General features: G+C 70.9%; 17 protein-coding genes and 2 pseudogenes. 9 read left to right on the forward strand and 10 right to left on the reverse strand.

What is annotated here, in order from left to right; genetic code table 11:
- The first annotated feature begins 78 nt into the window (after nt 1-78).
- Both EF387_RS37095 and EF387_RS37100 read left to right on the forward strand, forming a co-directional pair.
- Nucleotides 79-2,481 carry a SpoIIE family protein phosphatase gene (locus EF387_RS37095; RefSeq protein WP_128381011.1) on the forward strand — a complete coding sequence of 801 codons (2,403 nt, stop codon included), beginning with the start codon at nt 79-81 and terminating at the stop codon, nt 2,479-2,481.
- A 186-nt stretch (nt 2,482-2,667) separates the two neighbouring features.
- Complete coding sequence (locus EF387_RS37100) at nt 2,668-3,903, forward strand: cytochrome P450 (protein ID WP_128381012.1); 1,236 nt, start codon at nt 2,668-2,670, stop codon at nt 3,901-3,903.
- 79 nt (nt 3,904-3,982) lie between these two features.
- Here the strand turns inward: EF387_RS37100 and EF387_RS37105 are convergent, their stop codons facing one another.
- The 3 genes and pseudogenes from EF387_RS37105 to EF387_RS50195 all read right to left on the reverse strand — a co-directional run.
- Nucleotides 3,983-4,270 carry a DUF397 domain-containing protein gene (locus EF387_RS37105; RefSeq protein WP_128381013.1) on the reverse strand — a complete coding sequence of 96 codons (288 nt, stop codon included), beginning with the start codon at nt 4,268-4,270 and terminating at the stop codon, nt 3,983-3,985.
- Nucleotides 4,227-4,427 (reverse strand): annotated as a pseudogene (locus tag EF387_RS50190) (XRE family transcriptional regulator); the annotation flags it as partial. The gene EF387_RS37105 and the pseudogene EF387_RS50190, both read right to left, overlap by 44 nt.
- A 22-nt stretch (nt 4,428-4,449) precedes the next feature.
- A pseudogene (locus EF387_RS50195) lies at nt 4,450-4,578 on the reverse strand (hypothetical protein); the annotation flags it as partial.
- Between the two features lie 231 nt (nt 4,579-4,809).
- Between EF387_RS50195 and EF387_RS37115 the strand changes: the two are divergent.
- Complete coding sequence (locus tag EF387_RS37115; protein ID WP_162467273.1) at nt 4,810-6,420, forward strand: hypothetical protein; 1,611 nt, start codon at nt 4,810-4,812, stop codon at nt 6,418-6,420.
- On the opposite strand, the gene EF387_RS37120 is transcribed toward EF387_RS37115, so the two are convergent.
- Complete coding sequence (locus EF387_RS37120; protein ID WP_128381014.1) at nt 6,380-8,428, reverse strand: bifunctional glycosyltransferase 87/phosphatase PAP2 family protein; 2,049 nt, start codon at nt 8,426-8,428, stop codon at nt 6,380-6,382. The two genes, EF387_RS37115 and EF387_RS37120, sit on opposite strands and share 41 nt — an antisense overlap.
- A gap of 345 nt (nt 8,429-8,773) precedes the next feature.
- Between EF387_RS37120 and EF387_RS37125 the strand changes: the two genes are divergently transcribed.
- Nucleotides 8,774-9,445, forward strand: a complete 672-nt coding sequence (locus tag EF387_RS37125; protein ID WP_128381015.1) for an O-methyltransferase — start codon at nt 8,774-8,776, stop codon at nt 9,443-9,445.
- A 150-nt stretch (nt 9,446-9,595) separates the two neighbouring features.
- On the opposite strand, the gene EF387_RS37130 is transcribed toward EF387_RS37125, so the two are convergent.
- On the reverse strand, nt 9,596-9,991 hold the full coding sequence (locus tag EF387_RS37130; RefSeq protein WP_128381016.1) for an FHA domain-containing protein: 396 nt from the start codon (nt 9,989-9,991) through the stop codon (nt 9,596-9,598).
- A 115-nt stretch (nt 9,992-10,106) separates the two neighbouring features.
- Between EF387_RS37130 and EF387_RS37135 the strand changes: the two genes are divergently transcribed.
- Nucleotides 10,107-10,517 (forward strand): DnaJ family domain-containing protein, encoded by a 411-nt coding sequence (locus EF387_RS37135; RefSeq protein ID WP_128381017.1) that lies wholly within the window; start codon nt 10,107-10,109, stop codon nt 10,515-10,517.
- A gap of 161 nt (nt 10,518-10,678) precedes the next feature.
- On the opposite strand, the gene EF387_RS48790 is transcribed toward EF387_RS37135, so the two are convergent.
- A complete protein-coding gene (locus tag EF387_RS48790) occupies nt 10,679-11,272 on the reverse strand; it encodes a hypothetical protein (protein ID WP_238431913.1) in 594 nt (197 codons plus the stop codon).
- A 19-nt stretch (nt 11,273-11,291) separates the two neighbouring features.
- Nucleotides 11,292-11,969: a hypothetical protein gene (locus EF387_RS37145; RefSeq protein WP_128381018.1), complete on the reverse strand. Its 678-nt coding sequence runs from the start codon at nt 11,967-11,969 to the stop codon at nt 11,292-11,294.
- A 231-nt stretch (nt 11,970-12,200) separates the two neighbouring features.
- Between EF387_RS37145 and EF387_RS37150 the strand changes: the two genes are divergently transcribed.
- Nucleotides 12,201-12,704: a GNAT family N-acetyltransferase gene (locus EF387_RS37150; protein WP_128381019.1), complete on the forward strand. Its 504-nt coding sequence runs from the start codon at nt 12,201-12,203 to the stop codon at nt 12,702-12,704.
- Nucleotides 12,705-12,916: 212 nt separating this feature from the next.
- On the opposite strand, the gene EF387_RS37155 is transcribed toward EF387_RS37150, so the two are convergent.
- A complete protein-coding gene (locus EF387_RS37155; protein ID WP_128381020.1) occupies nt 12,917-14,974 on the reverse strand; it encodes an MFS transporter in 2,058 nt (685 codons plus the stop codon).
- A 755-nt stretch (nt 14,975-15,729) separates the two neighbouring features.
- On the opposite strand from EF387_RS37155, the gene EF387_RS46840 reads away from it, so the two are divergent.
- Nucleotides 15,730-16,506 carry a peptidoglycan-binding domain-containing protein gene (locus EF387_RS46840; RefSeq protein WP_155589804.1) on the forward strand — a complete coding sequence of 259 codons (777 nt, stop codon included), beginning with the start codon at nt 15,730-15,732 and terminating at the stop codon, nt 16,504-16,506.
- A 24-nt stretch (nt 16,507-16,530) separates the two neighbouring features.
- On the opposite strand, the gene EF387_RS37165 is transcribed toward EF387_RS46840, so the two are convergent.
- Complete coding sequence (locus EF387_RS37165; protein WP_128381022.1) at nt 16,531-17,202, reverse strand: HAD-IA family hydrolase; 672 nt, start codon at nt 17,200-17,202, stop codon at nt 16,531-16,533.
- 256 nt (nt 17,203-17,458) lie between these two features.
- Nucleotides 17,459-18,040 (reverse strand): TMEM165/GDT1 family protein, encoded by a 582-nt coding sequence (locus EF387_RS37170; protein WP_128381023.1) that lies wholly within the window; start codon nt 18,038-18,040, stop codon nt 17,459-17,461.
- A 428-nt stretch (nt 18,041-18,468) separates the two neighbouring features.
- On the opposite strand from EF387_RS37170, the gene EF387_RS37175 reads away from it, so the two are divergent.
- Together EF387_RS37175 and EF387_RS37180 are read left to right on the forward strand one after the other, a co-directional pair.
- Nucleotides 18,469-19,113, forward strand: coding sequence for an HNH endonuclease family protein (locus EF387_RS37175; protein ID WP_128381024.1), 645 nt, complete (start codon nt 18,469-18,471; stop codon nt 19,111-19,113).
- Nucleotides 19,114-19,454: 341 nt separating this feature from the next.
- Nucleotides 19,455-21,101, forward strand: coding sequence for an alkaline phosphatase D family protein (locus tag EF387_RS37180; RefSeq protein WP_128381025.1), 1,647 nt, complete (start codon nt 19,455-19,457; stop codon nt 21,099-21,101).
- Nucleotides 21,102-21,230: the final 129 nt, after the last annotated feature.

The following is a 21,230-nucleotide window of genomic DNA, read 5'->3' on the forward strand; positions in this document are numbered from 1 at the left end:
TTTGGTCGGCTTTCGGCTCCTCGCCCGGGCCAGAGGCGAGAGACGGAGGAATCGCCGCGGGAGCGAGATGAGCGAGCAATGGAACAGTTCACCGCACGCGCCGTCGTCGACGATCAGGGCACGGTGACCGAGTGGAGCGCGGGCGCCGAGCGGTTGCTCGGTTATCCGTCGGCGGAGATCGTGGGCCGGCCGGCGGCGACTCTGCTGGCCGAGGAGATCGCCGCCCACGACCTGCTCACCCGTACCCGGCTGCCGCGGTGGAACGGCAGGCTCCTGCTGCGGCACCGCGACGGCCACCGTCTCGGAGCCCCGGTCCTGGCTCACCACCGCACCCCTGACGACGGGGGCGGGCACTGGCTGCTGTTCTCGGCCCCGGCCGAACCGCGCCCCGAGGACGACACCCTGGCGCGGCGGGCCTTCGCACAGTCCCCGTGCGGCTCGATGTCGGTGTTCGACACGGATCTGCGCCACCGCCGGTCCAACGACAGCGGGCAGCGCACCCTGGGCCTGGACGACGACGCCCTGCGCGGTCTCATGCTGTCCGAGGTGCTGCCCGGCGTGCCGTACGTGGAGGACGTCGAGCGGAGCATGGTGCGGGCGCTGGAGACCGGAGAGCCGCAGCACCTCGAGACCCGCGCTCGCGCTCCCGGGGAGACACGCGAGCACACCTGGTCGGTCCATGTCGTCCGGGTGGAGGACACGGACGGCCGGGTCCTGGGCGTCTTGACCACCGGGCAGGACATGACGGACCAGTACTGGGCCCGCACGCGGCTCGCGGTGATCGCCGGTGCCGGCCGGCGCATCGGCACCACCCTGGACGTGACGCGGACGGCCGAGGAACTGACCGAGGTCGTGGTCCCGGAGCTGGCCGACTTCGTCAGCGTCGACCTGCTGACCTCCCTCGACGACGTGGACGAGCCGCACCCGGGCGCGGTGGCGGCGGACGGCCCCATAGCGCTGCGCCGCGTCGCCCACCGGTCCGTGTATCCGGACATCCCCGAGGCCGCCGTCGCCCTGGGTGCGACGGACCGGTATCCGGAAGGATCCCCGCCGGTCGAGAGCCTGCGGTCGGGGCGGGCCGTGCTGCGTAATGTCACCGACCCAGCGATCAGCGAGTGGATCGCCAAGGATCCGCTGCGGGCCGCCCGGGTCCGCGACTTCGGCATGCACTCGGCGATGACCGTGCCTCTCTCGGCACGCGGCACCACCCTCGGTGTCGTCGTCTTCGTCCGCCACCGGAGCCCGGATTCCTTCCAGCAGGACGACCTGGTGCTGGCCGAGGAACTGGCCGCCCGGGCGGCGGTCTCCATCGACAACGCCCGGCGCTTCAGCCGCGAGCGCGGCACGGCGGTCACCCTGCAGCGCAGTCTGCTGCCGCAGCGCCTGCCCGAGCAGACGGCGGTGGAGTTCGCCCACCGTTACCTTCCCGCCTCCGCGGGGGCGGGGGTGGGCGGGGACTGGTTCGATGTGATCCCGCTGTCCGCGGCCCGGGTGGCGCTGGTGGTGGGCGATGTCGTCGGCCACGGCCTGCACGCCTCCGCGACCATGGGCAGGCTGCGGGCCGCCGTGCGCACCCTCGCCGACATCGACCTGCCCCCCGACGAGCTGCTCACCCGTCTCGACGATCTCGTGGCCCGCCTGGCCACCGAGGGTGAGGACTCCCAGCAGGCGACCGGCCGGGAAGCACCCTCCGGCGGCATCGGCACGACCTGCCTGTACGCCGTCTACGACCCGGTCTCCCGCCACTGCTCTCTCGCGCGGGCGGGGCACCCGCCGCCGGCCGTGGTGAGCCCGGACGGCTCCGTCCGCCTGCTCGACCTCCCCGCCGGTCCGCCGCTGGGGCTGGGCGGGCTGCCGTTCGAGGCGGTCGACGTCGAGCTGCCCGAAGGCAGTCTGCTCGCGCTCTACACCGACGGTCTGGTCTCGTCCCGCGAGCGTGACATCGAGACCGGAGTGTCCCTGCTCCATCGCGCTCTCGTCCGCCCGGCGGCCACTCTGGACGGCCTGTGCGGCACCGTTCTGAGCGACCTGCTCCCGCCCCGGCCCACCGACGACGTCGCCCTGCTCATCGCCCGCACCAGGGCACTGAGCGCCCAGCAGGTCGCCACCTGGGCGGTGACGGCCGAGCCCGCGGCAGTGGCCCAGACCCGCAAGGACGCCGTGGCGCAACTGGAGGCCTGGGGCCTGGACGACGCGGTGTTCGTCACCGAGCTGATCGTCAGCGAACTGATCACCAACGCCATCCGGCACGCCCAGCCACCGATCGAGCTGCGGCTGATCCGTGAGGCGGGGAACCTCATCTGCGAGGTCTCCGACGCCAGCAGTACCGCGCCCCACATGCGGCGCGCCCGCACCTACGACGAAGGCGGCCGCGGCCTGCTCCTGGTCGCCCAGCTCACCCAGCGCTGGGGCACCCGCCAGACCGCCGCGGGCAAGAAGATCTGGGCGGAACAGATGTTGCCGGAGTTCCCACGGGAGTAGGACCTGTGCCGGAAGTGGCGCCTGCCGGCCGACGCATGCCCCAGGGCCCGTCCGACGGCGGTTTGCCCCCGCGCCAGGATTGGCACGCCCGCGCCCCTTGCGAGTTGTAGAACGCGTTATTACCGTCACGGCAAATTCCATTTTCTGATTGACCGTCAGACGAATCGGAACCAGCTGGAGTTGCCGATGCCCTGTCCAGCGCTGCCCGACGGGTTCGACCCCACCGACCCCGATCTGCTGCACACCCGTGTGTCCCTCCCGGAGTTCGCCGAACTGCGCCGGACCGAGCCGGTCCACTGGATCCCGCAGCCGCACAACCTGGCCGGCTTCGGCGACGAGGGCTACTGGGCCGTCACCCGGCACGCGGACGTCAAGTACGTTTCCACGCACCCGGAGCTCTTCTCCTCCTCCCTCAACACCGCGATCATCCGCTTCAACGAGCACATCCAGCGGGACGCGATCGACGCCCAGCGGCTGATCATCCTCAACATGGACCCGCCCGAGCACACCCGGGTCCGCCAGATCGTGCAGCGCGGTTTCACCCCGCGTGCGATCCGCGCCCTGGAGGGAGCACTGCGCACCCGGGCCACCGCGATCGCCGAACAGGCCCTGACGCACAGCGGCTCGTTCGACTTCGTCACCCAGGTCGCCAGCGAACTGCCCCTCCAGGCGATAGCCGAACTGATCGGCATCCCCCAGGACGACCGGGCCAAGATCTTCGACTGGTCCAACAAGATGATCGCCTACGACGACCCGGAGTACGCGATCACCGAGGAGGTCGGCGCCGAGTCGGCAACCGAACTCATCGCCTATGCCATGAACATGGCCGCGGACCGCAAGCAGTGCCCGGCCGAGGACATCGTCACCAGGCTGGTGGCCGCCGAGGACGAGGGCAACCTCGCCTCGGACGAGTTCGGCTTCTTCGTGCTCGCGCTGTCCGTCGCGGGCAACGAGACCACCCGCAACGCCATCAGCCACGGCATGTACGCGTTCCTCACCCACCCCGACCAGTGGGACCTCTTCAAGCGCGAACGCCCGGCGACGGCGGCCGAGGAGATCGTCCGCTGGGCCACCCCGGTCAACTCCTTCCAGCGCACCGCCACCCAGGACACCGAGCTCGGCGGACAGCGGATCAAGAAGGGCGACCGGGTCGGCATCTTCTACTCCTCCGCCAACCACGACCCCGAGGTCTTCGAGAACCCCGACAGCTTCGACATCACCCGCGACCCCAACCCGCACCTCGGCTTCGGCGGCGGCGGTCCGCACTTCTGCCTCGGCAAGTCCCTGGCCACACTGGAGATCGACCTGATCTTCAACGCGGTCGCGGACGCCATGCCGAACCTCCGCCTCGCCGCCGAACCGCGCCGGCTGCGCTCGGCGTGGATCAACGGCGTGAAGGAACTCCAGGTGACCGCCGGTTGAGCGACGCCGACAAGACCCAGGCCGACGGACTTTCCCGGCCCCGTCGGCCTGTCTACGAGGGAGGCAGGGGCCATCCCCCCTACGCCCCGCCCCTGCCTCCCCCGAGAGCACCGACGAACGCGTCGAAGGCGCCCGGGGTGAAGGTGAGCGCGGGGCCGTCGGGGTTCTTGGAGTCGCGGACTGCTACGGCGGCGGAGGGGGTCTGGGCGATCTCTACGCAATCACCGCCCTGGTCACCGCTGTACGAGGACTTGCGCCAGGCGAGCGGGCCGAGTGGGGCGCACTCCACGCACTCGCCGCCCTGATCACCGCTGTAACTCGACTTACGCCAACGGATGTCCGTCGGACGAGCGTTGCTGCTCTCCATAGCGTTCCTCCATTGTGCGCCGGATCAGCGCGGCCGAGTCATGGATGGACAGGGCAGCCGCCTGGAGGTGATCGTAACGGAGCGAACAGTCCTGGACAGTGTCCGGGTTGGCCGTCGGATGCCCCGCCCCGTAGCCCTCGGTGTAGACGATGACTGGATGAACCCGTGTAGCTGACGATGGCCCCCAGTTGCTGCTGGGTGAGCCCGGCCGCCTCGCGGTAGCGGCGCAGTTCGAAGCCGTAGTAGTCGAGCGGTGAGGCGCTGGGGTCGAGGGCGTTGACGTGGGTCACCGGCACTCCTTCATGCACAACTCGGCCCGGATTCCAAGCTGTTTGGAAGCTGGTTCGACGCTGGCGCGAAGCTGGTTGGATCCACTCAGTTGCCGAGGGTAGCCAACCGCCTTCCTCCGCGTGGCGTGAACGAACTCAATCACCCACGCCGGTGAACCATTTGATCGCGTGTGGCGTCTTACCGACCGTCCCGCTCACCCGCCCGGAACGGACCTACGACCTGTGCCGTCCTCCACCGAGTCGGCCGGGATGCCGGGGCAGCAGCAGTTGTCGTTCCCGGCCGCCGTCGACCGACGGGCCTGGCGACAGCACCGCGTCCCCGTGCTGTCGGTGGCGCTCGCCCTTCCGCTCTACGTGCTGTGGGCCCGGTTGCTGGGCACCGGCGGTGGGGATCTGGCGGCGCAGATCGCCTGGAGCGACTTCGTCGCCCGCCATCCCGGCTCCCCGTACAACCTCTCCTGGTACGGCGGCAGCCACGTCGGCGGCTACAGCGTTCTGACGCCGTATCTGATGGCCGCGCTGGGCGTACGGACCGTCACGGTCCTCGCCGGACTGGCCGCGTCCTGGTTCGCGGCCGTCCTCTTCGTACGCAGCGGGATGAGCCGGCCCCTCTTACCCGCGCTGCTCGCCGTCCTCACCCTGTGGTGCAACGTCGCGTCCGGCCGGTCGACGTTCGCCATCGGTACGGCCATAGGGCTGGCCGCGTGTCTGGCACTCACGGGTTCTGCTCCGCGGGCCGCCCGGCAACGGCCCGTGCTCGCCGCGCTGTTGAGCGTCCTGGCCACGCTCGCGAGTCCGGCCGCCGGGCTCTTCCTGCTCGTCGCCGGAGCGGGATGGCTGCTGGCGCGGGAGTTCACGCAGGCCGCCGCTCTCCTCGTGCCTCCGGTCCTGACGGTGGCGGCCACCACCCTGCTGTTCCCCATCGGCGGCCGGCAGCCGATGGGGACCGGCGACATCTGGGAACCCCTGATACTCGGTGCCGTCGTCGTCCTCGTGGCACCGCACGACTGGCGTGTGGTGCGGTTGGGGACGCTGGTGTACATGGCGGGGGTCGTGCTGGCCCTGCTGGTGTCCTCGCCGGTCGGGTCGAACGTCGTCCGGCTCGCGGAGCTCTTCGCCCCACCCGTGCTGCTCGCCGCCCTCCTCGCCCCCGGGCCGCACCTCATACGACGGGGCGCGCTCGCGGTCGCGCTGGCGTTCTCCGTGAACTGGGTGGGACAGCACGCCGTCGACGTGCTGCGGATGTCGACCCCCGTGCCCGCCTGGGCCACCGACACCCGTGGCGTGGTGGCAGCACTCGACCGGCTCGGCGCCGACCGCACCCGGGTGGAGGTGGTGCCCGCCGTCAACCACCGCGAGACCACCGCCCTCGCCCCGTACGTGAACACCGCGCGCGGCTGGAACCGGCAGCTCGACGTGGAACGCGGGCCGCTCTTCTACGACGGATCCTTCTCGGCCCGCCGCTACCGCGCCTGGCTGGACCGTTGGGCGGTCGGTCTGGTCGTACTGCCGCAGGGCACCCCCGACTGGGCCGCCGAGGAGGAGGCGGCCCTGGTGCGCGCCGAGCCGGACTGGCTGGAGCTCGTGTGGCGGGACGAGCACTGGCGTGTGTACCGCGTCGACGACGCGACCCCACTGGTCACCGGGCCGGGTTCCGTCGTCCGCTCCGACGGGGCCGGGTTCACCGTCCGTGTCGGGCGGCCCGGCTCGGTGGACGTGCGCGTCGCCCACTCCCCCTGGCTGCGTACGGGCCGGGGCTGCCTCGAGCGGGCGGGCGAGTGGACCCGGCTGACCGTGACCGAGCCGGGCACGTACCGGATCAGCTCTTCGTACCGACTGCCACGGCAGCAGCGCTGCTGACGGAGTCGCCGCGGTCCTTTCCTGCGCTCGCGGCCGCCGAGCGCGGTCCGCACAGCACGTACTGCAGGGCGAAGCCCGCCGCCACCACGGCCACCCCGCCCACCGCGTCCAGGAGCCAGTGGTTGGCGGTGGCCACGATGGTGAACAGGGTGATCGCCGGGTGCAGGAAGCCCAGCAGTCTGAGCGCTCTGTGGCGGATCACGCAGAAGAACATGATCCCGAACCAGAACGACCAGCCGATGTGCAGCGAGGGCATCGCCGCGTACTGGTTGGTGAGCTCGGTGAGGCCGCCGAACTTGGGTTCGGTGAGGTCCTGCGCGCCATTGATGGTGTCGATGAAGCCCATGTCCGGCATCAGGCGGGGCGGGGCCAGCGGATAGAGCCAGAAACCGAGCAGTGCCAGCAGGGTCGCGAAGCCCAGCGGGGTCCGGCCCCAGCGGTAGAGCGCGGGCCGCCACACGTACAGGAAGCCGAGCATCAGCAGCGGGAAGAGGAAGTGGAAGGTCTCGTAGTAGTAGTCGGAGGCCGCCTCCAGCCAGTTCACGCCCGCCACCCAGCGGTTGATCTCCAGCTCGAAGTCCAGGTGCAGGAAGCGCTCGACGGTCAGGATCTGCTCGGCGTGCTCCTCGGCGGCGGGGCGGCTGCCCGTGGCGGCGGCCCGCACGTTCGTGTAGGCGGCGAAGCCGATCCGGATCAGCAGCAGCTCGAGGAGGAGATTGGGGCGGCTCAGCACCCGGCGCCAGAACGGCAGCAGTGGAATCCAGGCCCACCGGGCGGGCACGGGAGCCTCGTACACCGTCGGGACGGGCCGCTGCCAGTGTTCCGAGGTCCGCAGCAGGAACGGCACCGCGCAGGCGGCGACGATCGCGACGGCCAGCGGCAGGGTCGCGCCGACCTTCTGCATGAACTCGAACTTCATCTTGGGCAGCAGCAGCTCGCTGCTCAGCGTCATCACCAGGACGACCGTGACCGGCCACACCGGGCGGTCGGCGGACCGCTTGCCGACCCGGCCCACAGCGGCGAGCAGCACCCACAGCAGCTGGTGCTGCCAGGCGGTCGGCGCGATGGCCACCGAGACACAACCGGTCAGGGCCACCGCGAGGAGCAGCTGACCGTCGCGTGCGTACTTCACCGCGCGCCGCATGCCGAACACGGTGACGGCGGCGGCGAGGAGGCAGAACACCAGGACCTCCACCGGGCCCTGCAGCCCGAAGCGCAGCAGGGCACCGTGCAGGGACTGGTTGGCGAAGCCGTCCGAGACGTTGCCGAGGCCCACGCCCGCCATGTGGTGCACCCAGTAGGTCCACGAGTCACGGGGCATCGCCACCCAGGCCACGGCGGCCGTGGCGGCGAAGGTGACGCCGGTGGAGACGGCGGCGCGCCGCCGTCTGGTCAGCAACAGCAGCGGGGCGAACAGCAACAGGGTCGGCTGCAGCGCAGCGCCGAGGCCGATGAGGATCCCGGAGACGCGCTCGCCCTTGACCACGAAGCAGCCGAGCAGCACCAACAGCACCGGCAACACGCTGACCTGGCCGAGGGTGAAGGTGTTGCGCACCGGCAGCGAGAGCATCAGCAGGCTGATCGCCACGGGGGCGGCCAGCAGTGAGGTGCGCCGGGACACCGGCCCCGGGAGGGCGCGTGCGGCGACCAGGCCCAGGGCGACCACCAGCAGCAGCGTGCCGAAGGTCCAGCCCCAGCCGAGGGCCTGTTCCGCGGCATTGGTCAGGGGTTTGAGGACGAGGCCCCCGAACGGGGTTCCGGTGAACTCGGTCGAGTCGTACGTCGAGTCGTACAGGGAGCCGCTGACGTGCAGCACGCCGTAGGGACCGACCCAGGTCTCCAGATCCGTCAGCCGCTCGCCCCTCGGGGTGCCCAGAACCTCAGCGGTCTGCCGTACCGCCAGCAGGGCCGCGAGCAGCCAGAGCACGGCTCGGACGGCCCCAAGCCGTGCCCCCGCCACACCCGCCCGGGAAGCGTTACCCGGGCTGCTCCGGTCCACGTTCGCCACGCCCAGCCGACCCTCCCGCCCTGCTCATCACCTGCTCACTTCCCTTGTCAGCACACTAAGCGGCGAGCACCGTCCCCGCAGAGAAGACGCGGGCTGCCCCGGCTTCACCTGAGGGTCCGCGGCCATTCATCCGGGTCAGTCCGGATGACGATGGTGGTTGGCTGGTTCTCTCGCGCCCGAGAGGGGCGAACATGGGATCACGGGGAGGTTCGGACGGGGTGCCTGCGACTTGGCGCGGAACGTCCGCTCGCGCGGCGTTCCGGCACTCCGTGCGGCGGCGCGGCCCGCTATGTTGGGTGGCGCATGAACTTAGCGAGTCTAACTAGACGTTCGAAAGGCTCCCGCATGAGCGACCCGCAGCTCTGGAACGACGTCGACGCCTACCTCACCGGTCTCCTCGCACCCGAGGACGAGGCGCTGACCGCCGCCCTGCGCGACAGCGACGCCGCCGGGCTCCCGCACATCAACGTCGCCCCGAACCAGGGCAAGCTGCTCCATCTCATCGCCCGCGTCCAGGGCGCGACCCGCGTCCTGGAGATCGGCACCCTGGGCGGCTACAGCACCATCTGGCTGGGCCGTGCCCTCCCCGCGGACGGCACGCTCATCACCCTCGAGTACGAGCCCCGGCACGCGGAAGTGGCCCGCGCCAACCTGGCCCGGGCCGGTCTCGACAAGATCGCCGAGGTCAGGGTGGGTGCCGCACTGGACTCCCTGGCCACACTGGAGGCCGAGCGCCCGGACCCGTTCGACCTGGTCTTCATCGACGCCGACAAGGAGAACAACCCGCACTACCTGGAGTGGTCCCTGAAGCTGACCCGCCCCGGCAGTGTGATCGTCGTGGACAACGTGATCCGCGGCGGCGCGGTGACCAACCCCGACAGCGACGCCCTCAGCGTGCAGGGCACCCGCGCGGCACTCGAGCTCATCGCCCGGCACCCGAACCTGGACGGGACGGCCGTGCAGACGGTGGGCAGCAAGGGCTACGACGGGTTCGCACTGGCGCGCGTGCTGCCGTAGCGGCACGCGCGGGCTGCCGTACGGGCACGCGCGGGCTGCCGTAGGGGCAGAGGCGAGGCGGGGCGGCCTCCGTGGGGGCGAGGACACGGCCGTCACAGGCGGCGAGGACACGGCCCCCTAGCGCGGACAGGCCCCGTGGGGGCCGGTGGGTCAGCCCTCGTGGTAGAAGCCCACGTTCACGCTGCGTGGTGCGGTGCGGTCCCGGACGATGATCTCACCGCTGCCGCCCCGGGGCAGCGGGGCCGTGCCGCCGTACGCGAGGGGCTGGGGCGCCTGGTTGCCGATGCTCATGCTGACCTGGGAGGACGGGTCCGCGGCCGAGCCGCGCAGCCAGGTGACCTGCCAGCTGCCGTCAGGACCGCACAGGAACTCCAGGTGCACCCGGGAGACGAACAGCCAGTCGTCCGGGGTGACCAGCCGGCACACGCCTCGGTCCCGGCCCACGCGCAGCATGGTGCCCGGCTCGCTCGGTGCGTCGGCCATCAGCATCCCGGCCGTCGCACCTGTGTCCGCCTCGGAGACCGAGGCCATGGTGAGCTCCAGCACGTGCCGCTCCTTCGATTTCCCGCTGTCAGTTCCACGACGCCGCACGTGGACCGTGGTCCAGACGCCGCCGCCGCATGATAAGTCGTACGAGACGTCTTCCGGGCACAATGGCTTCATGACCGAGCGGAAACCACCCGGTGTCAGCTTCGAGTCCTTCGCCGAGAGGCAGATCCGCGACGCGGAGGCGCGCGGCGACTTCTCCCGCCTTCCCGGCGCGGGCAAGCCGTTCCCGAGTGGCTTGGACACCGACTACGACGAGATGTGGTGGGTCAAGCAGAAGATGGCCCGCGAGGGCCTGACCGTACTCCCGCCGACCCTGGCTCTCCGCAAAGAGGCGGAGGACACCTTGGCGGCGGCGCTGGCGGCCCCTTCCGAGCGGGTCGTACGCAAGCTCATCACCGAACTCAACGGCAAGATCAAGGAGATGATGTTCAAACCGCCGCCGGGGCCGCCGCTGGGCTTGAAGCCGTATGACGTGGAGGCCGTGGTGGAGGAGTGGCGGGGGCACCACGGGGCGCCCGGCTGACGAGCGAACCCTCGCCGCACGGCATGGCTACGCCGCACGACCCATGGCTACGGGGCCCCGCGACCATGACTACAGGGCTGCGACCATGACTACAGGGCTGCGACCATGACTACGGGGCCCCGCGACCACACAGGCCACGGGGCCCCGTACGCACGCCGTCCTCAGACGCGGAGCAACCGTTCCGCCATCTCCCGGTACCCGCGCAACGCCAGCCGCAACTGCTCCGTGTCGGCCGCGTCGTCCGCCGACGCCTGCCACGAAGTGCGCAGGGTACGGCGACGGTGTTCGACGGCTTCCGCGAGCTGGGCGGCGACCTCGCTCAGTACCTTGTCGGCCTCCTCCACGGCACCGCGCGGCCCGTCGACGAACCCGCTGACGGCGTCGTGCAGACGGTGCGCCAGCTTGTCCGTGGCCCCGTGCGCCAGCAGACCGTCACCACCGGCCCCGGGCGCGTGCTCTGACCCGTGCCTGGGGTCGGACCCCTGCTGTCGGCCGGACCCGTGCTTGAACTCCCGCGCGGGCTCGCGATGGAGCCCGCTAGCGGGACCTTGGTCGAGCCCGCGCTCCGAGCGCTGGTCGAGCCCGCGCTCGGAACGCTGGTCGAGTCCGTGCTCGGAACGCTGGTCGAGCTCGGGATCGGCGTCCAGCCGACGTGCGGCGTCCGGATCAGCGCCGGACGGCGCCACCCCATCGCCACGCCGGCCGAACCCACCAACACCCCTGCCCTTCGCCGGACCAGGTGTCGTATCCGTCATCTGCCTCAACTCCCCTTCCCTACCTCCTGGTGAGCGCCCACCGAAGATGGCCCCGTCCGCTGTGCGAACGTCCGGCCTGCCGGTGCCGCGGGGAACGCTCGTCGTGCCGCCGGGTGCCGATTCCGCGCTCCGGCGCCACCAGCGCATCGAACAGCCCTCGTGCCTCGACGAGCGCCTCGCGCAGTTCCTCGGTACCGCCGGTGGTGTCCGCGCCTGGCCGGCCGTCCGCGGCCGTCGGCGTGTGCACCGCGCGGTGCACGCGCCGGTAGCCGTGCACGTGATGCGCGTGGTGCACGGACAGGGCCTCGAGTTGTTCGTCGTAGCGCCCGCCGTCCGGGAAGCCCCGCGCCGCGGCCACTTCGCCGAGCAGCCGGTCCGCCTCGGCGACCGCCTCGCGCGGCGAGTCGACGAACCGCTCCTGGATGACCGCCCAGCGCGTCTCGTACTGTTCGCGCTCCGCCGGCTCCAGCGGTCGCTCGCGCAGCGACCCGTGCCGTTTGACGCGCTCGCTCAGGTCGCGCTCCGCGGCCTTGGCGTCGCCGTCGTGCCGAGCGAGGGTCCTGTCGTACTCGGGCCCGAAGCGTCGCTTCAGCGTGTGCCCGCCTGCGGGCCCACGGTTCCTGACGGCCAGTGCGAGCGCCCCGCCGACGACGACCGCCACGATCACGATCAGAAGAATGATCACGCCTGTGGACATGGATGCCTTCCGGGTTCTCGGCCCTACCGGGCCCGGCCGGCCCAGTGGGCGTCTTACTCGTCCGGGTTGCCGGGAAGCCCGCCCTCAAACGAAGCGCAAACTCCCCGGACGGTCCTGCCGACAGGCCACCCACGTACGGCTGGAGGCCGCAAGCAGCCGAGGACGTAGTCGACTTGGAAGTGTCGACCTGGACGAAATCGGCTTGCGTCGGCTCACCATGACGGCCGGAAAATGGCTCTCGTGACCTGGAACATCGCCCCCGAGCCCGTCGATTCGCCCGCCGCCGCCGACCTGTGGCGCGCGTACTACACGGAGGTCAGCGACCGCTGGTACCAGCGGTACGAGGGACGCGACACCGATCCCGAGGAACTGGAGCGCGAGGTGGCCGCTGACACCGGTCACTATCTGCGGCCGCCCGGCGGAGTGTTGCTGATCGCGCGGCACCGAGGTGAGCCGGCCGGTACCGCGGGCGTACGGCTGCTGGACGCGGCCACCGCCGAACTGAAGAGGGTCTTCGTGCGCGAAGGGCTGCGCGGCAGGGGCGGGGCGGCGCTGCTCGTCACGGCCGCCGAGGACGCCGCCCGGGCACTCGGTGCCGAGCGTATGGTCCTGGACACGCGAGGCGACCTGGTGGAGGCCCGCGCGCTGTACGCCCGGCTCGGTTACGAGGAGACGGAGCCGTACAACGGCCATGAGTACGCCGAGCACTGGTTCACGAAGAAGCTGACCGGCTGACGCGAGAGCGGACTGGCTGACGCAGAGCTGACCGACTGACGGGAACTGACCGGCTGACGCCAGAGCTGAGCGGCTCACGCGAACTGACCTGCTGACGCAAGAGAGAGGGGCTGACGCGAGCTGACCGACTGATGCGAGAGCCGAGTGGCTGACGCGAACTGACCGGCCGGCGCAGGAGCCGAGCGGCTCACGCGAATCTGACCGGCTGATGCTCAGACCCCCGCTCCGTACGGCCGCCGGGTGCCGCCCTGCTCTTCGTGGGGCCGTTCCGCGTCCGAACCGCACAGCTCGCCGTTCAACTCCCGTACCAGCTGGATGAGATCGGTAGGGCGGCCGGGACCCCACCAGTCCCCGAGCAGCTCCGCCAGTGACTCCTCCCGGGCTGCGGACAGCCGTTCGGCGATCTCGCGTCCCTGCTCCGTGAGCATGAGGTCGAGTCCCCGGCGCACGGCGAGGCGCCGTTCCTCGACCTGCCGGGACGCCTCGATGATCACGGCCAGCGGTACGGCGCTGCGCTCGGCGAGCCGTCCGGGTTCGACCCGCCCGTACCGCCGGATCCGCAGCAGCAGCCAACTCGCCGCGGGCAGCAGGTCGTAACCGGCCCGCTCGGTGATCTTCACATAGATCTCCCGCCGGCCCTCCCGGGTGCCGAGCAGCGACAGCGCCCGGCACACCTCGTCGTACGAGGACCGCTCGACGGGGTTGGTGGCGAGTGTCTCGGTGATGTCGGGTGCCGTGACGGAGGCGCGCAGCCGGTCCTCGCGCAGGAACCAGGCGAGCACGAAGGCGAGCAGCGCAACCGGGGCGGCGTAGAGGAAGACGTCGGTGATGGAGGACGCGTAAGCGTGCACGGCCGGCGGGCGCAGCGCGGGCGGCAGTTCGGCGATGACGCGCGGGTCGGACTCCAGGGCGTCCGGGCCGGTACCGGGCGGGAGTTGGCGTCCGCGCAGCGCGTCGGCGAGCCGTTCGCCGAGCCGGTTCGCGAAGACCGTGCCGAAGACGGCGACCCCGAACGAGGCTCCGATGGAGCGGAAGAAGGTGGCGCCGGAGGTCGCCACGCCGAGGTCCTCGTAAGCGACGGCGTTCTGCACGATCAGCACCAGCACCTGCATGACCAGGCCAAGTCCGAGGCCGAAGACGAAGAAGTACGCGCTCATCTCGGCGGTGGAACTGTTCTCGTCGAGTTCGTGGAGCAGCAGCAGGCCGACTGTGGTGACGGCGGTGCCCGCGACCGGGAACGCCTTCCAGCGGCCGGTGCGGCTGACGATCTGCCCGGAGACGGTGGAGGCGAGCAGCAGACCGAGCACCATCGGCAGCATGTGCACCCCGGACAAGGTGGGCGAGACACCCTGGACCACCTGAAGGAACGTGGGCAGATAGGTCATGGCGCCGAACATCGCGAAGCCCACGACGAAGCTGATGAGCGCGGAGAGCGTGAAGGTGCGGATTCTGAACAGCTTCAGCGGCAGGACCGGTTCGGCGGCCCGCCGCTCCACCTGGACGAAGAACACCGCTAGTACGACGCCCAGCGCGGCAAGGCCGACGATCTGCGGCGAGTCCCAGGCCCAGGTGGTGCCGCCGAGCGAGGCGACGAGCACCAGGCAGGTGGCGACGGAGGCGATCAGGAACGTGCCGAGGTAGTCGATGACTTGCCGTTCGGCGCGTACCGGGATGTGCAGCGCGGCGGCGATCACGAGGAGCGCGACCACTCCCACCGGCAGGTTGACGTAGAACACCCAACGCCAGCTCAGATGCTGGGTGAACAGGCCGCCGAGCAGCGGTCCGAGCACGCTGGTGGCGCCGAAGACCGCCCCGAACAGGCCTTGGTACCGGCCGCGTTCGCGCGGTGGCACCAAGTCGCCGACGATCGCCATGGACAGCACCATCAGTCCCCCGCCACCGAGGCCCTGCACGGCCCGGAAGGCGATCAACTCGGGCATGTTCTGGGCGATTCCGCACAAGGCGGACCCAATGAGAAAGATCACAATTGCGGCCTGGAACAGCTTCTTTCGGCCGTACTGGTCACCGAGCTTGCCCCACAGCGGAGTCGCCGCGGTGGAGGCGAGCAGATAGGCGGTGACCACCCAGGAAAGGTGCTCCAGGCCCCCCAATTCGCTGACGATCGTGGGAAGGGCGGTGGAGACGATGGTCTGGTCGAGCGCCGCCAGCAACATGCCGAGCAGCAGGGCGCCGATGGGAACCAGGACGCCACGGGGTCGCGTTGAAGGGGTGGGTACGGAGGTGTTCGTGTGGTTCGTGTCCTGGGCCATGAGACCTCCCGTGGTGCCTCCCGCCGGAGTCCAACTTCCATCCTGATCTGTGTGACCGGTTATGGCCTGTTGAGTCCTGTTCGCCGGTGGGGATTCACAAGGCTGTCGGGAGACCCTGTGGTGACGATGCGCATAATCTCTGGAGTTCTCGGGGGGAGGGACCACGTGTGAACGACCGACCTGAACAGACTTGCCCGGAATGCGACGCACCTCGGAGCTCCACGGGAGCCCCGTCCTGCGACTGCGCCCAGCGGGCCTCGGAAGCGGCGCTGGAGGCGCGCACGGCGGAGGCGGCGGCAGCGGAGGACTTCGATCCGCTGCGGATCCGCCCCTACGTCTCGCTGGACGGCCCCTCGGCGGCCGGGGCACCGGAGTACTCGTCGTCGCCCGGTGCCCCGCACGGGCCCGCGACGACCTACCCCGCGTACGGCGCGCCCGCCGGGGCGGCACCGACGACACCCGCGGCACCGGCGACACCTCCGGGAGCGCCGACACCGCCGGGACCGCCGGGACCACCTGGATCGCCGGCACCGTCGGCACCGTTGGCACCGTCGGCAGGATCGTCTCAGCGGGCCGTCGACCCGGCCCCGGAGTGGCCGGGGCACACGCAGGGCCACCCTGCCGACCACGGGGGCCCCGTCGGCCCTTCCACGCCCGCCGGCCCTTCCATGCCCGCCGGCCCTTCCATGCCCGCCGGCCCTTCCATACCTGTCGGCCCTTCCACGCTCGCCGCCCCTGCCGACACCGAGCGGACCATGCCGCTCGCACCGGTACCGGACGCATCCCGGGACGAGTTCTTATTCGGCGCTCCCGCGCCACCGGAAACCCGGCCCATACCGGGCGCCGACACCCCCGACCCCGGCCTCGACCCCGTCTACGCGGAGTACCCCGAGCACCCGCAATCCTCGTCGTCGAAGTCCTCGAAGAGGTCAGGACGACGGCTGGCGCTCCTCGGAACGGCCGGAGCGGCGGTGATCGTCGTGGTCTCCGCCTGGTTCGCGAACGCACTGCTCAGCTTCGATCCGCCGACCGACGACCACGCCCTCCCCAAGGACGTCCGGGCCAGCGCTCCGACCACCACGCCGGCCACCTCCGCGTCTCCCGCGGCACCGTCGACGACCCCGCCGGAACCGACGCCGACGACCCCGGCCCCCAGCGCTCCCGCGCGGAGCGAGCCGACACGACCGGCCGCACCGCACCCCACGACGGCCGCCCCGTCCACGTCGAAGGCCTCCACGCCGAGCGAGCCCTCGCCCACCCCGACGCCGACGGCCGACGAGTCGTCGTCCGGCCAGGACCGCAGCGATCCACCCCTCCTGGGACCCGGCGACACCGGCGAGGAGGTCGTGGAACTGCAGGAACGCCTGCGCTCGATCAACTTCTTCCTCGGCGAGGCGAACGGCGAGTACGGCTTCCCGACCGAGGACGCCGTACGCCGCTACCAACTGAGCCGGGACCTCGACGTCACCGAACCGGGCGTGTACGACAGGGTGACGCGCAAGAGCCTGGAGTCGGAGACACAGGAGCCCTGAGGCGCGCCGGGCCGGCGGGCCGGCTCAGCCGATGTGCAGCCGCAGCCGGACGGTCCCGTCCCCAACGGCCACTGCTTCGACGCGGACCTCGGTGAGGTCGGCCACGACGACGTCCGGCCCGTGGGCATGGGCCCGCGGCCCGACGCCCACGACGCGCATCCCGGCGGCGCGCCCCGCCGCGATCCCGGCACCGGAGTCCTCGAACACCACACAGTCCTCGGGTGCGACCCCCAGTTCGGCGGCCCCCTTCAGGAACCCCTCGGGATCCGGCTTGCTCGCGCCGACCGACTCCGCCGTCACCCGCACCTCCGGCAGCGGCAGCCCCACGGCGGCCATGCGCGCGGTGGACAGCGCGACATCGGCGGAGGTCACCAGGGCGTGCGGCAGCCCCGCGAGCGAGGCCATGAACGCGGGCGCGCCCGGGACCGCCACGACGCCGTCCATGTCGGCGGTCTCCTGTGCGAGCAGGCGCGCGTTGTCGGCGTGGTTCTCGGCCATCGGCCGCTCGGGCAGCAGCAACGCCATCGAGGCGTGCGCCTGCCGCCCGTGCACGACCTTCATCACCTCGACGGGATCGAGGCCGTGCTCGACGGCCCAGAGCCGCCAGTACCGCTCCACCACGGCATCGGAATTGACGAGGGTGCCGTCCATGTCGAGCAGGAGGGCACGGGCGGTCAGCACGGACGTGGCCGTCATCGGCGAACTCCAGACGCGGGAGAGGGACCGGTCCCCGGCCCCGAAGAAAAAGGCGACCCCGCCCACCGGTCAGGGAGAGTGGGCGGGGCCACTTTGTTTAACCACGATACAAAATAGCTCGCCGTCGTGCCACCGATTCATGAGGGCACTTGTTCACGAGGGCACTGGTTCGTGACGGCACTGTTCATGACGGCACTGTTCATGACGGCACCTGTCCATGAGGGCGCTTGAAACCCACGGACGGGAGCGGCACGCCTCAGCCCACCACCGCGCCATACAGGCTCCACACCCCGAGCCCCGCCATCGCCACCGCGGCCATCCTGGCGATCAGCCCCAAGGGCACCCGCTTCATCAGCGCCCTTCCGCCGACGATGCCCAACCCCGCCACCGCCCACAGCGCGAGGACCGCACCGAGTCCGACCGAGACCGGATCGTCGTAGCGGGCCGCGAGGTTGGCCGTCATGATCTGGGTGAGGTCACCGAACTCGGCGACCAGGATGAGCATGAACCCGGCCCCGGCGACCTTCCAGAACCCCTGGTCCCCGGGCCGCCCCACCCGCTCCTCCCCCTCATCCTTCTTCAGCAGCAGCATCACCGCACCCCCAAGGAAGAGCACCCCGGTGATCGCGTGCACGAGCCGCTGCGGCAGCAGCGTCAGCACGGACCCGGCGGCCACGGCGAGCACGACATGGACGGTGAAGGCCGCGGCGACGCCCGCGAAGACGTACGAGGCCCGGTAACGCGCCCCGAGGACGAGCCCCGCGAGGGCGGTCTTGTCGGGCAGTTCGGCGAGGAAGACGACGCCGAAGACGAGCGCCGTCACGCTCAAGCTGATCAAAATGCCTCAATCGGTCGGGGCCACCCCACCGAGAGCGCTGACTGTGACACGACACCTCGGCACGGCAGCACACGGAACCGCACCTGGTCGGGGTGCGGATGCACTGCTTGCCGAAGGTCTCGCTGGCGGGCCCCACGGGGCTGCCTCCGGGCGCCGGCTCAGCCGAGCTGAGCAGTATGTCGACGGTCCGGCGAAGAGCTACTCCCCTTCTGCACCGCCCATGCTACGCGACCGGCATCGCGACCCCGCAAGCGACCGGGGCGAGGGCGAGCGAGGGGGACAGGCGGCTCACAGGTCACGTCAAAAGGCTTCCGTTGACATGGCCACGTCATTAACTTCTCACCTGACGCACATCTTCCGGAAACGCGGTGCCGCGAGCATCTGGCTTGCTCGCATCGTCAACTTCCCCACATCCCCAGGGAGTTCGCATGCCCAAGGTCTACGCGCGTCGACGGCTCAGCATACTAGCAGCCGTCACCGGCCTGATAGCCATGGCCGGGATGTTCAACGGCCCCACCGCCTCCGCCGCGCTGCCCACCCCGGTCAGCGCCGCCACCGCCCGCAGCTACCTCGCCACGCTGACCGTGGCCACCGAGGACCGCACCGGCTACGACCGCGACCTGTTCAACCACTGGATCACCATCAGCGGCGCCTGCAACACCCGCGAGACGGTCCTCAAGCGGGACGGCACGAACGTCGTCACCAGCTCCACCTGCGCCGCGACCAGCGGCTCCTGGTACTCCCCCTACGACGGCGCCACCTGGACCGCCGCCTCGGACCTGGACATCGACCACCTCGTCCCGCTGGCCGAGGCCTGGGACTCCGGCGCCGACTCCTGGAGCAGTTCGCTGCGCCAGCAGTTCGCCAACGACCTCACCCGCCCGCAGCTCATCGCCGTCACCGACAACGTGAACCAGTCGAAGGGCGACCAGGACCCGGCCACGTGGATGCCGTCCCGCACCGCCTACCGCTGCACGTACGTCCGCGCCTGGGTGCAGGTGAAGTACTACTACGACCTGTCGGTCGACTCCGCCGAGAAGAGCGCGCTCACCAACTACCTGGCGAGCTGCTGACCGTTCCCCGGCAGTTCCCGGTTGCCGAGCGCTTACCGGCAGCCGAGCACATCCAGGCAGCCAAGCAGTCCCAGGCAGCCAAGTGCCTGGGCACGAGGCCGCCGACCAGGCAGTTCCAGGCAGCCAAACAGTTCCCGGCAGCCGAGCACATCCAGGCAGCCGAACGCTTCCCGGCAGCCGAGCACATCCAGGCAGCCGAGCAGTTCCCCGCACAGTTTCCGGAACCGTCCGACCGTCTTCCGGCCGATCCCCACCGCCTCCCCACAAGATTTCACCCGGAACCTCCCCAATCACCTCCGTCGTTCCGTACCGTACGGGTCGACGGAGGAGGGTGATCAATTGTGGCGAGGCTGCGGCTGGGACCACTGCTGAGATACGTGGACGGCTCGTCCGCGACCGTCTGGGTCGAGGCGAGCCGTCCGTGTACGGCCGAGGTGCGCTGCGCCGACGGCGCCGGCGGCACGTCCCGCACCTTCCAGATCGCCGGGCACCACTACGCGCTGGTGCCGGTGGACGGCCTCACGCCGGGGACGAGCCCGACGTACGAGGTGCTGCTGGACGGCGAGCGGGTGTGGCCGCTCGCGGACTCCCGCTTCCCGCCCTCCCGGATCCACACCCCCGAACCCGGCTCCGACGAGGTCAGCGTCGCGTTCGGCTCCTGCCGCTGGGCCGCCCCGCCCGCCGACGAGCACGACCCGGTCGGTCCGGACGCCCTCGACACACTGGCCGCGCGCATGGCGGCAACCCCGGACGGCGCAGCCGAACGCCCCGATGTGCTCGTCCTGCTGGGCGACCAGATCTACGCCGACGAGACCTCCCAGGCCACCCAGCGCTGGATCGCCGCCCGCCGCGGTCTGGAGGAGCCCCCGGGCAGCCAGGTCGCGGACTACGAGGAGTACACCCGCCTCTACTACGAATCCTGGCTGGACCCGGAGATCCGCTGGCTGCTCTCCACCGTGCCCAGCTGCATGATCTTCGACGACCACGACGTGATCGACGACTGGAACACCAGCGCTTCCTGGCTGGCGGACATGCGGGAGACTCCGTGGTGGCGCGAGCGCGTGCTGAGCGGACTGATGTCGTACTGGGTCTACCAGCACCTCGGCAACCTCCCACCGGCCACCCTGGCCGCGGACCCGCTCTACGCGGAGGTCCGGGCGACCCCCGACGGCACGGACGCGCTGCGCGCCTTCGCCGCCCGCGCGGACGCCGACTTCACCACGGCCCGCTGGAGCTACCGGCGCGACTTCGGCCGGGTGCGGCTGCTGATGGTGGACACCCGCGCGGCCCGGGTGCTCCAGGAGGACAAGCGGTCCATGCTCGACGAGGGCGAGGCACGGTGGCTGCGCGAACAGGCGCTGGACTCACCGGGCTCCTGCGACCACCTCCTCGTCGGCACCTCCCTGCCCTGGCTGCTGCCCCACCTCGTGCACGACGCGGAGGGCTGGAACGCGGCACTGTGCCGGGGTGAACGCGGGCCGCGCTGGGCGCGGTTCGGGGAGGACCTGCGCAGACGGGCCGATCTGGAGCACTGGGCCGCCTTTCCCTCCTCCTTCGAGGCGCTGACCGCGCTTCTCGCGGAGGCCGGCTCCGGGCCGGAAGCGCCGGCGACCGTGTGCGTGCTCTCCGGTGATGTGCACCACGCCTATATCGCCGAGCCCTCCTGGCCGGACGGCGGCCCCACCGCCCGCGTGCTGCAGCTGACCTGCTCCCCCGTCCACAACTCCATCCCGTTGTCGATTCGCGTCGGCTTCCGTTTCGGCTGGAGCGCCGTGGCCCGGGCACTCGGCCGCCGGTTCGCCCGGCACGGCCGCCTTGACCGACCGCCCGTCAGCTGGCGCAAGACCGGCGGCCCTTGGTTCGGCAACCAGCTCATGACGCTGGTACTGCAAGGGCGTTCGGCCCGGCTACGGCTCGAGCAGGCCCGGGCCGGACAGGACGGTTCGACACGTCTGAGCACCACGGAGGAGTCCCTGCTGACCCCGTGAACCCCCGTACATACGCGGACTCACCCGGTAAATACGGCGATCGCCCCTGCTGCCCCTGATGCTCGTGACGCGCCCCACACCGCACGGGCCAAAGGCTCGGCGTGCCGCGTTCCGCCGTGCATGATGAGG

This window comes from Streptomyces cavernae, from assembly GCF_004023625.1.
Taxonomy (GTDB): domain Bacteria; phylum Actinomycetota; class Actinomycetes; order Streptomycetales; family Streptomycetaceae; genus Streptomyces; species Streptomyces cavernae.

Bases quoted from the DNA above. Each gene is read 5' to 3' on its own strand.
- EF387_RS46840 (WP_155589804.1), top strand. From the start codon at position 15,730: ATGCCGCTCGCACCGGTACCGGACGCATCCCGGGACGAGTTCTTATTC.
- EF387_RS37175 (WP_128381024.1), top strand. From the start codon at position 18,469: ATGCCCAAGGTCTACGCGCGTCGACGGCTCAGCATACTAGCAGCCGTC.
- EF387_RS37145 (WP_128381018.1), bottom strand. From the start codon at position 11,969: ATGTCCACAGGCGTGATCATTCTTCTGATCGTGATCGTGGCGGTCGTC.
- EF387_RS37155 (WP_128381020.1), bottom strand. From the start codon at position 14,974: ATGGCCCAGGACACGAACCACACGAACACCTCCGTACCCACCCCTTCA.
- EF387_RS37095 (WP_128381011.1), top strand. From the start codon at position 79: ATGGAACAGTTCACCGCACGCGCCGTCGTCGACGATCAGGGCACGGTG.
- EF387_RS48790 (WP_238431913.1), bottom strand. From the start codon at position 11,272: ATGACGGATACGACACCTGGTCCGGCGAAGGGCAGGGGTGTTGGTGGG.
- EF387_RS37150 (WP_128381019.1), top strand. From the start codon at position 12,201: ATGGCTCTCGTGACCTGGAACATCGCCCCCGAGCCCGTCGATTCGCCC.
- EF387_RS37100 (WP_128381012.1), top strand. From the start codon at position 2,668: ATGCCCTGTCCAGCGCTGCCCGACGGGTTCGACCCCACCGACCCCGAT.
- EF387_RS37115 (WP_162467273.1), top strand. From the start codon at position 4,810: ATGCCGGGGCAGCAGCAGTTGTCGTTCCCGGCCGCCGTCGACCGACGG.
- EF387_RS37105 (WP_128381013.1), bottom strand. From the start codon at position 4,270: ATGGAGAGCAGCAACGCTCGTCCGACGGACATCCGTTGGCGTAAGTCG.
- EF387_RS37125 (WP_128381015.1), top strand. From the start codon at position 8,774: ATGAGCGACCCGCAGCTCTGGAACGACGTCGACGCCTACCTCACCGGT.
- EF387_RS37135 (WP_128381017.1), top strand. From the start codon at position 10,107: ATGACCGAGCGGAAACCACCCGGTGTCAGCTTCGAGTCCTTCGCCGAG.
- EF387_RS37165 (WP_128381022.1), bottom strand. From the start codon at position 17,202: ATGACGGCCACGTCCGTGCTGACCGCCCGTGCCCTCCTGCTCGACATG.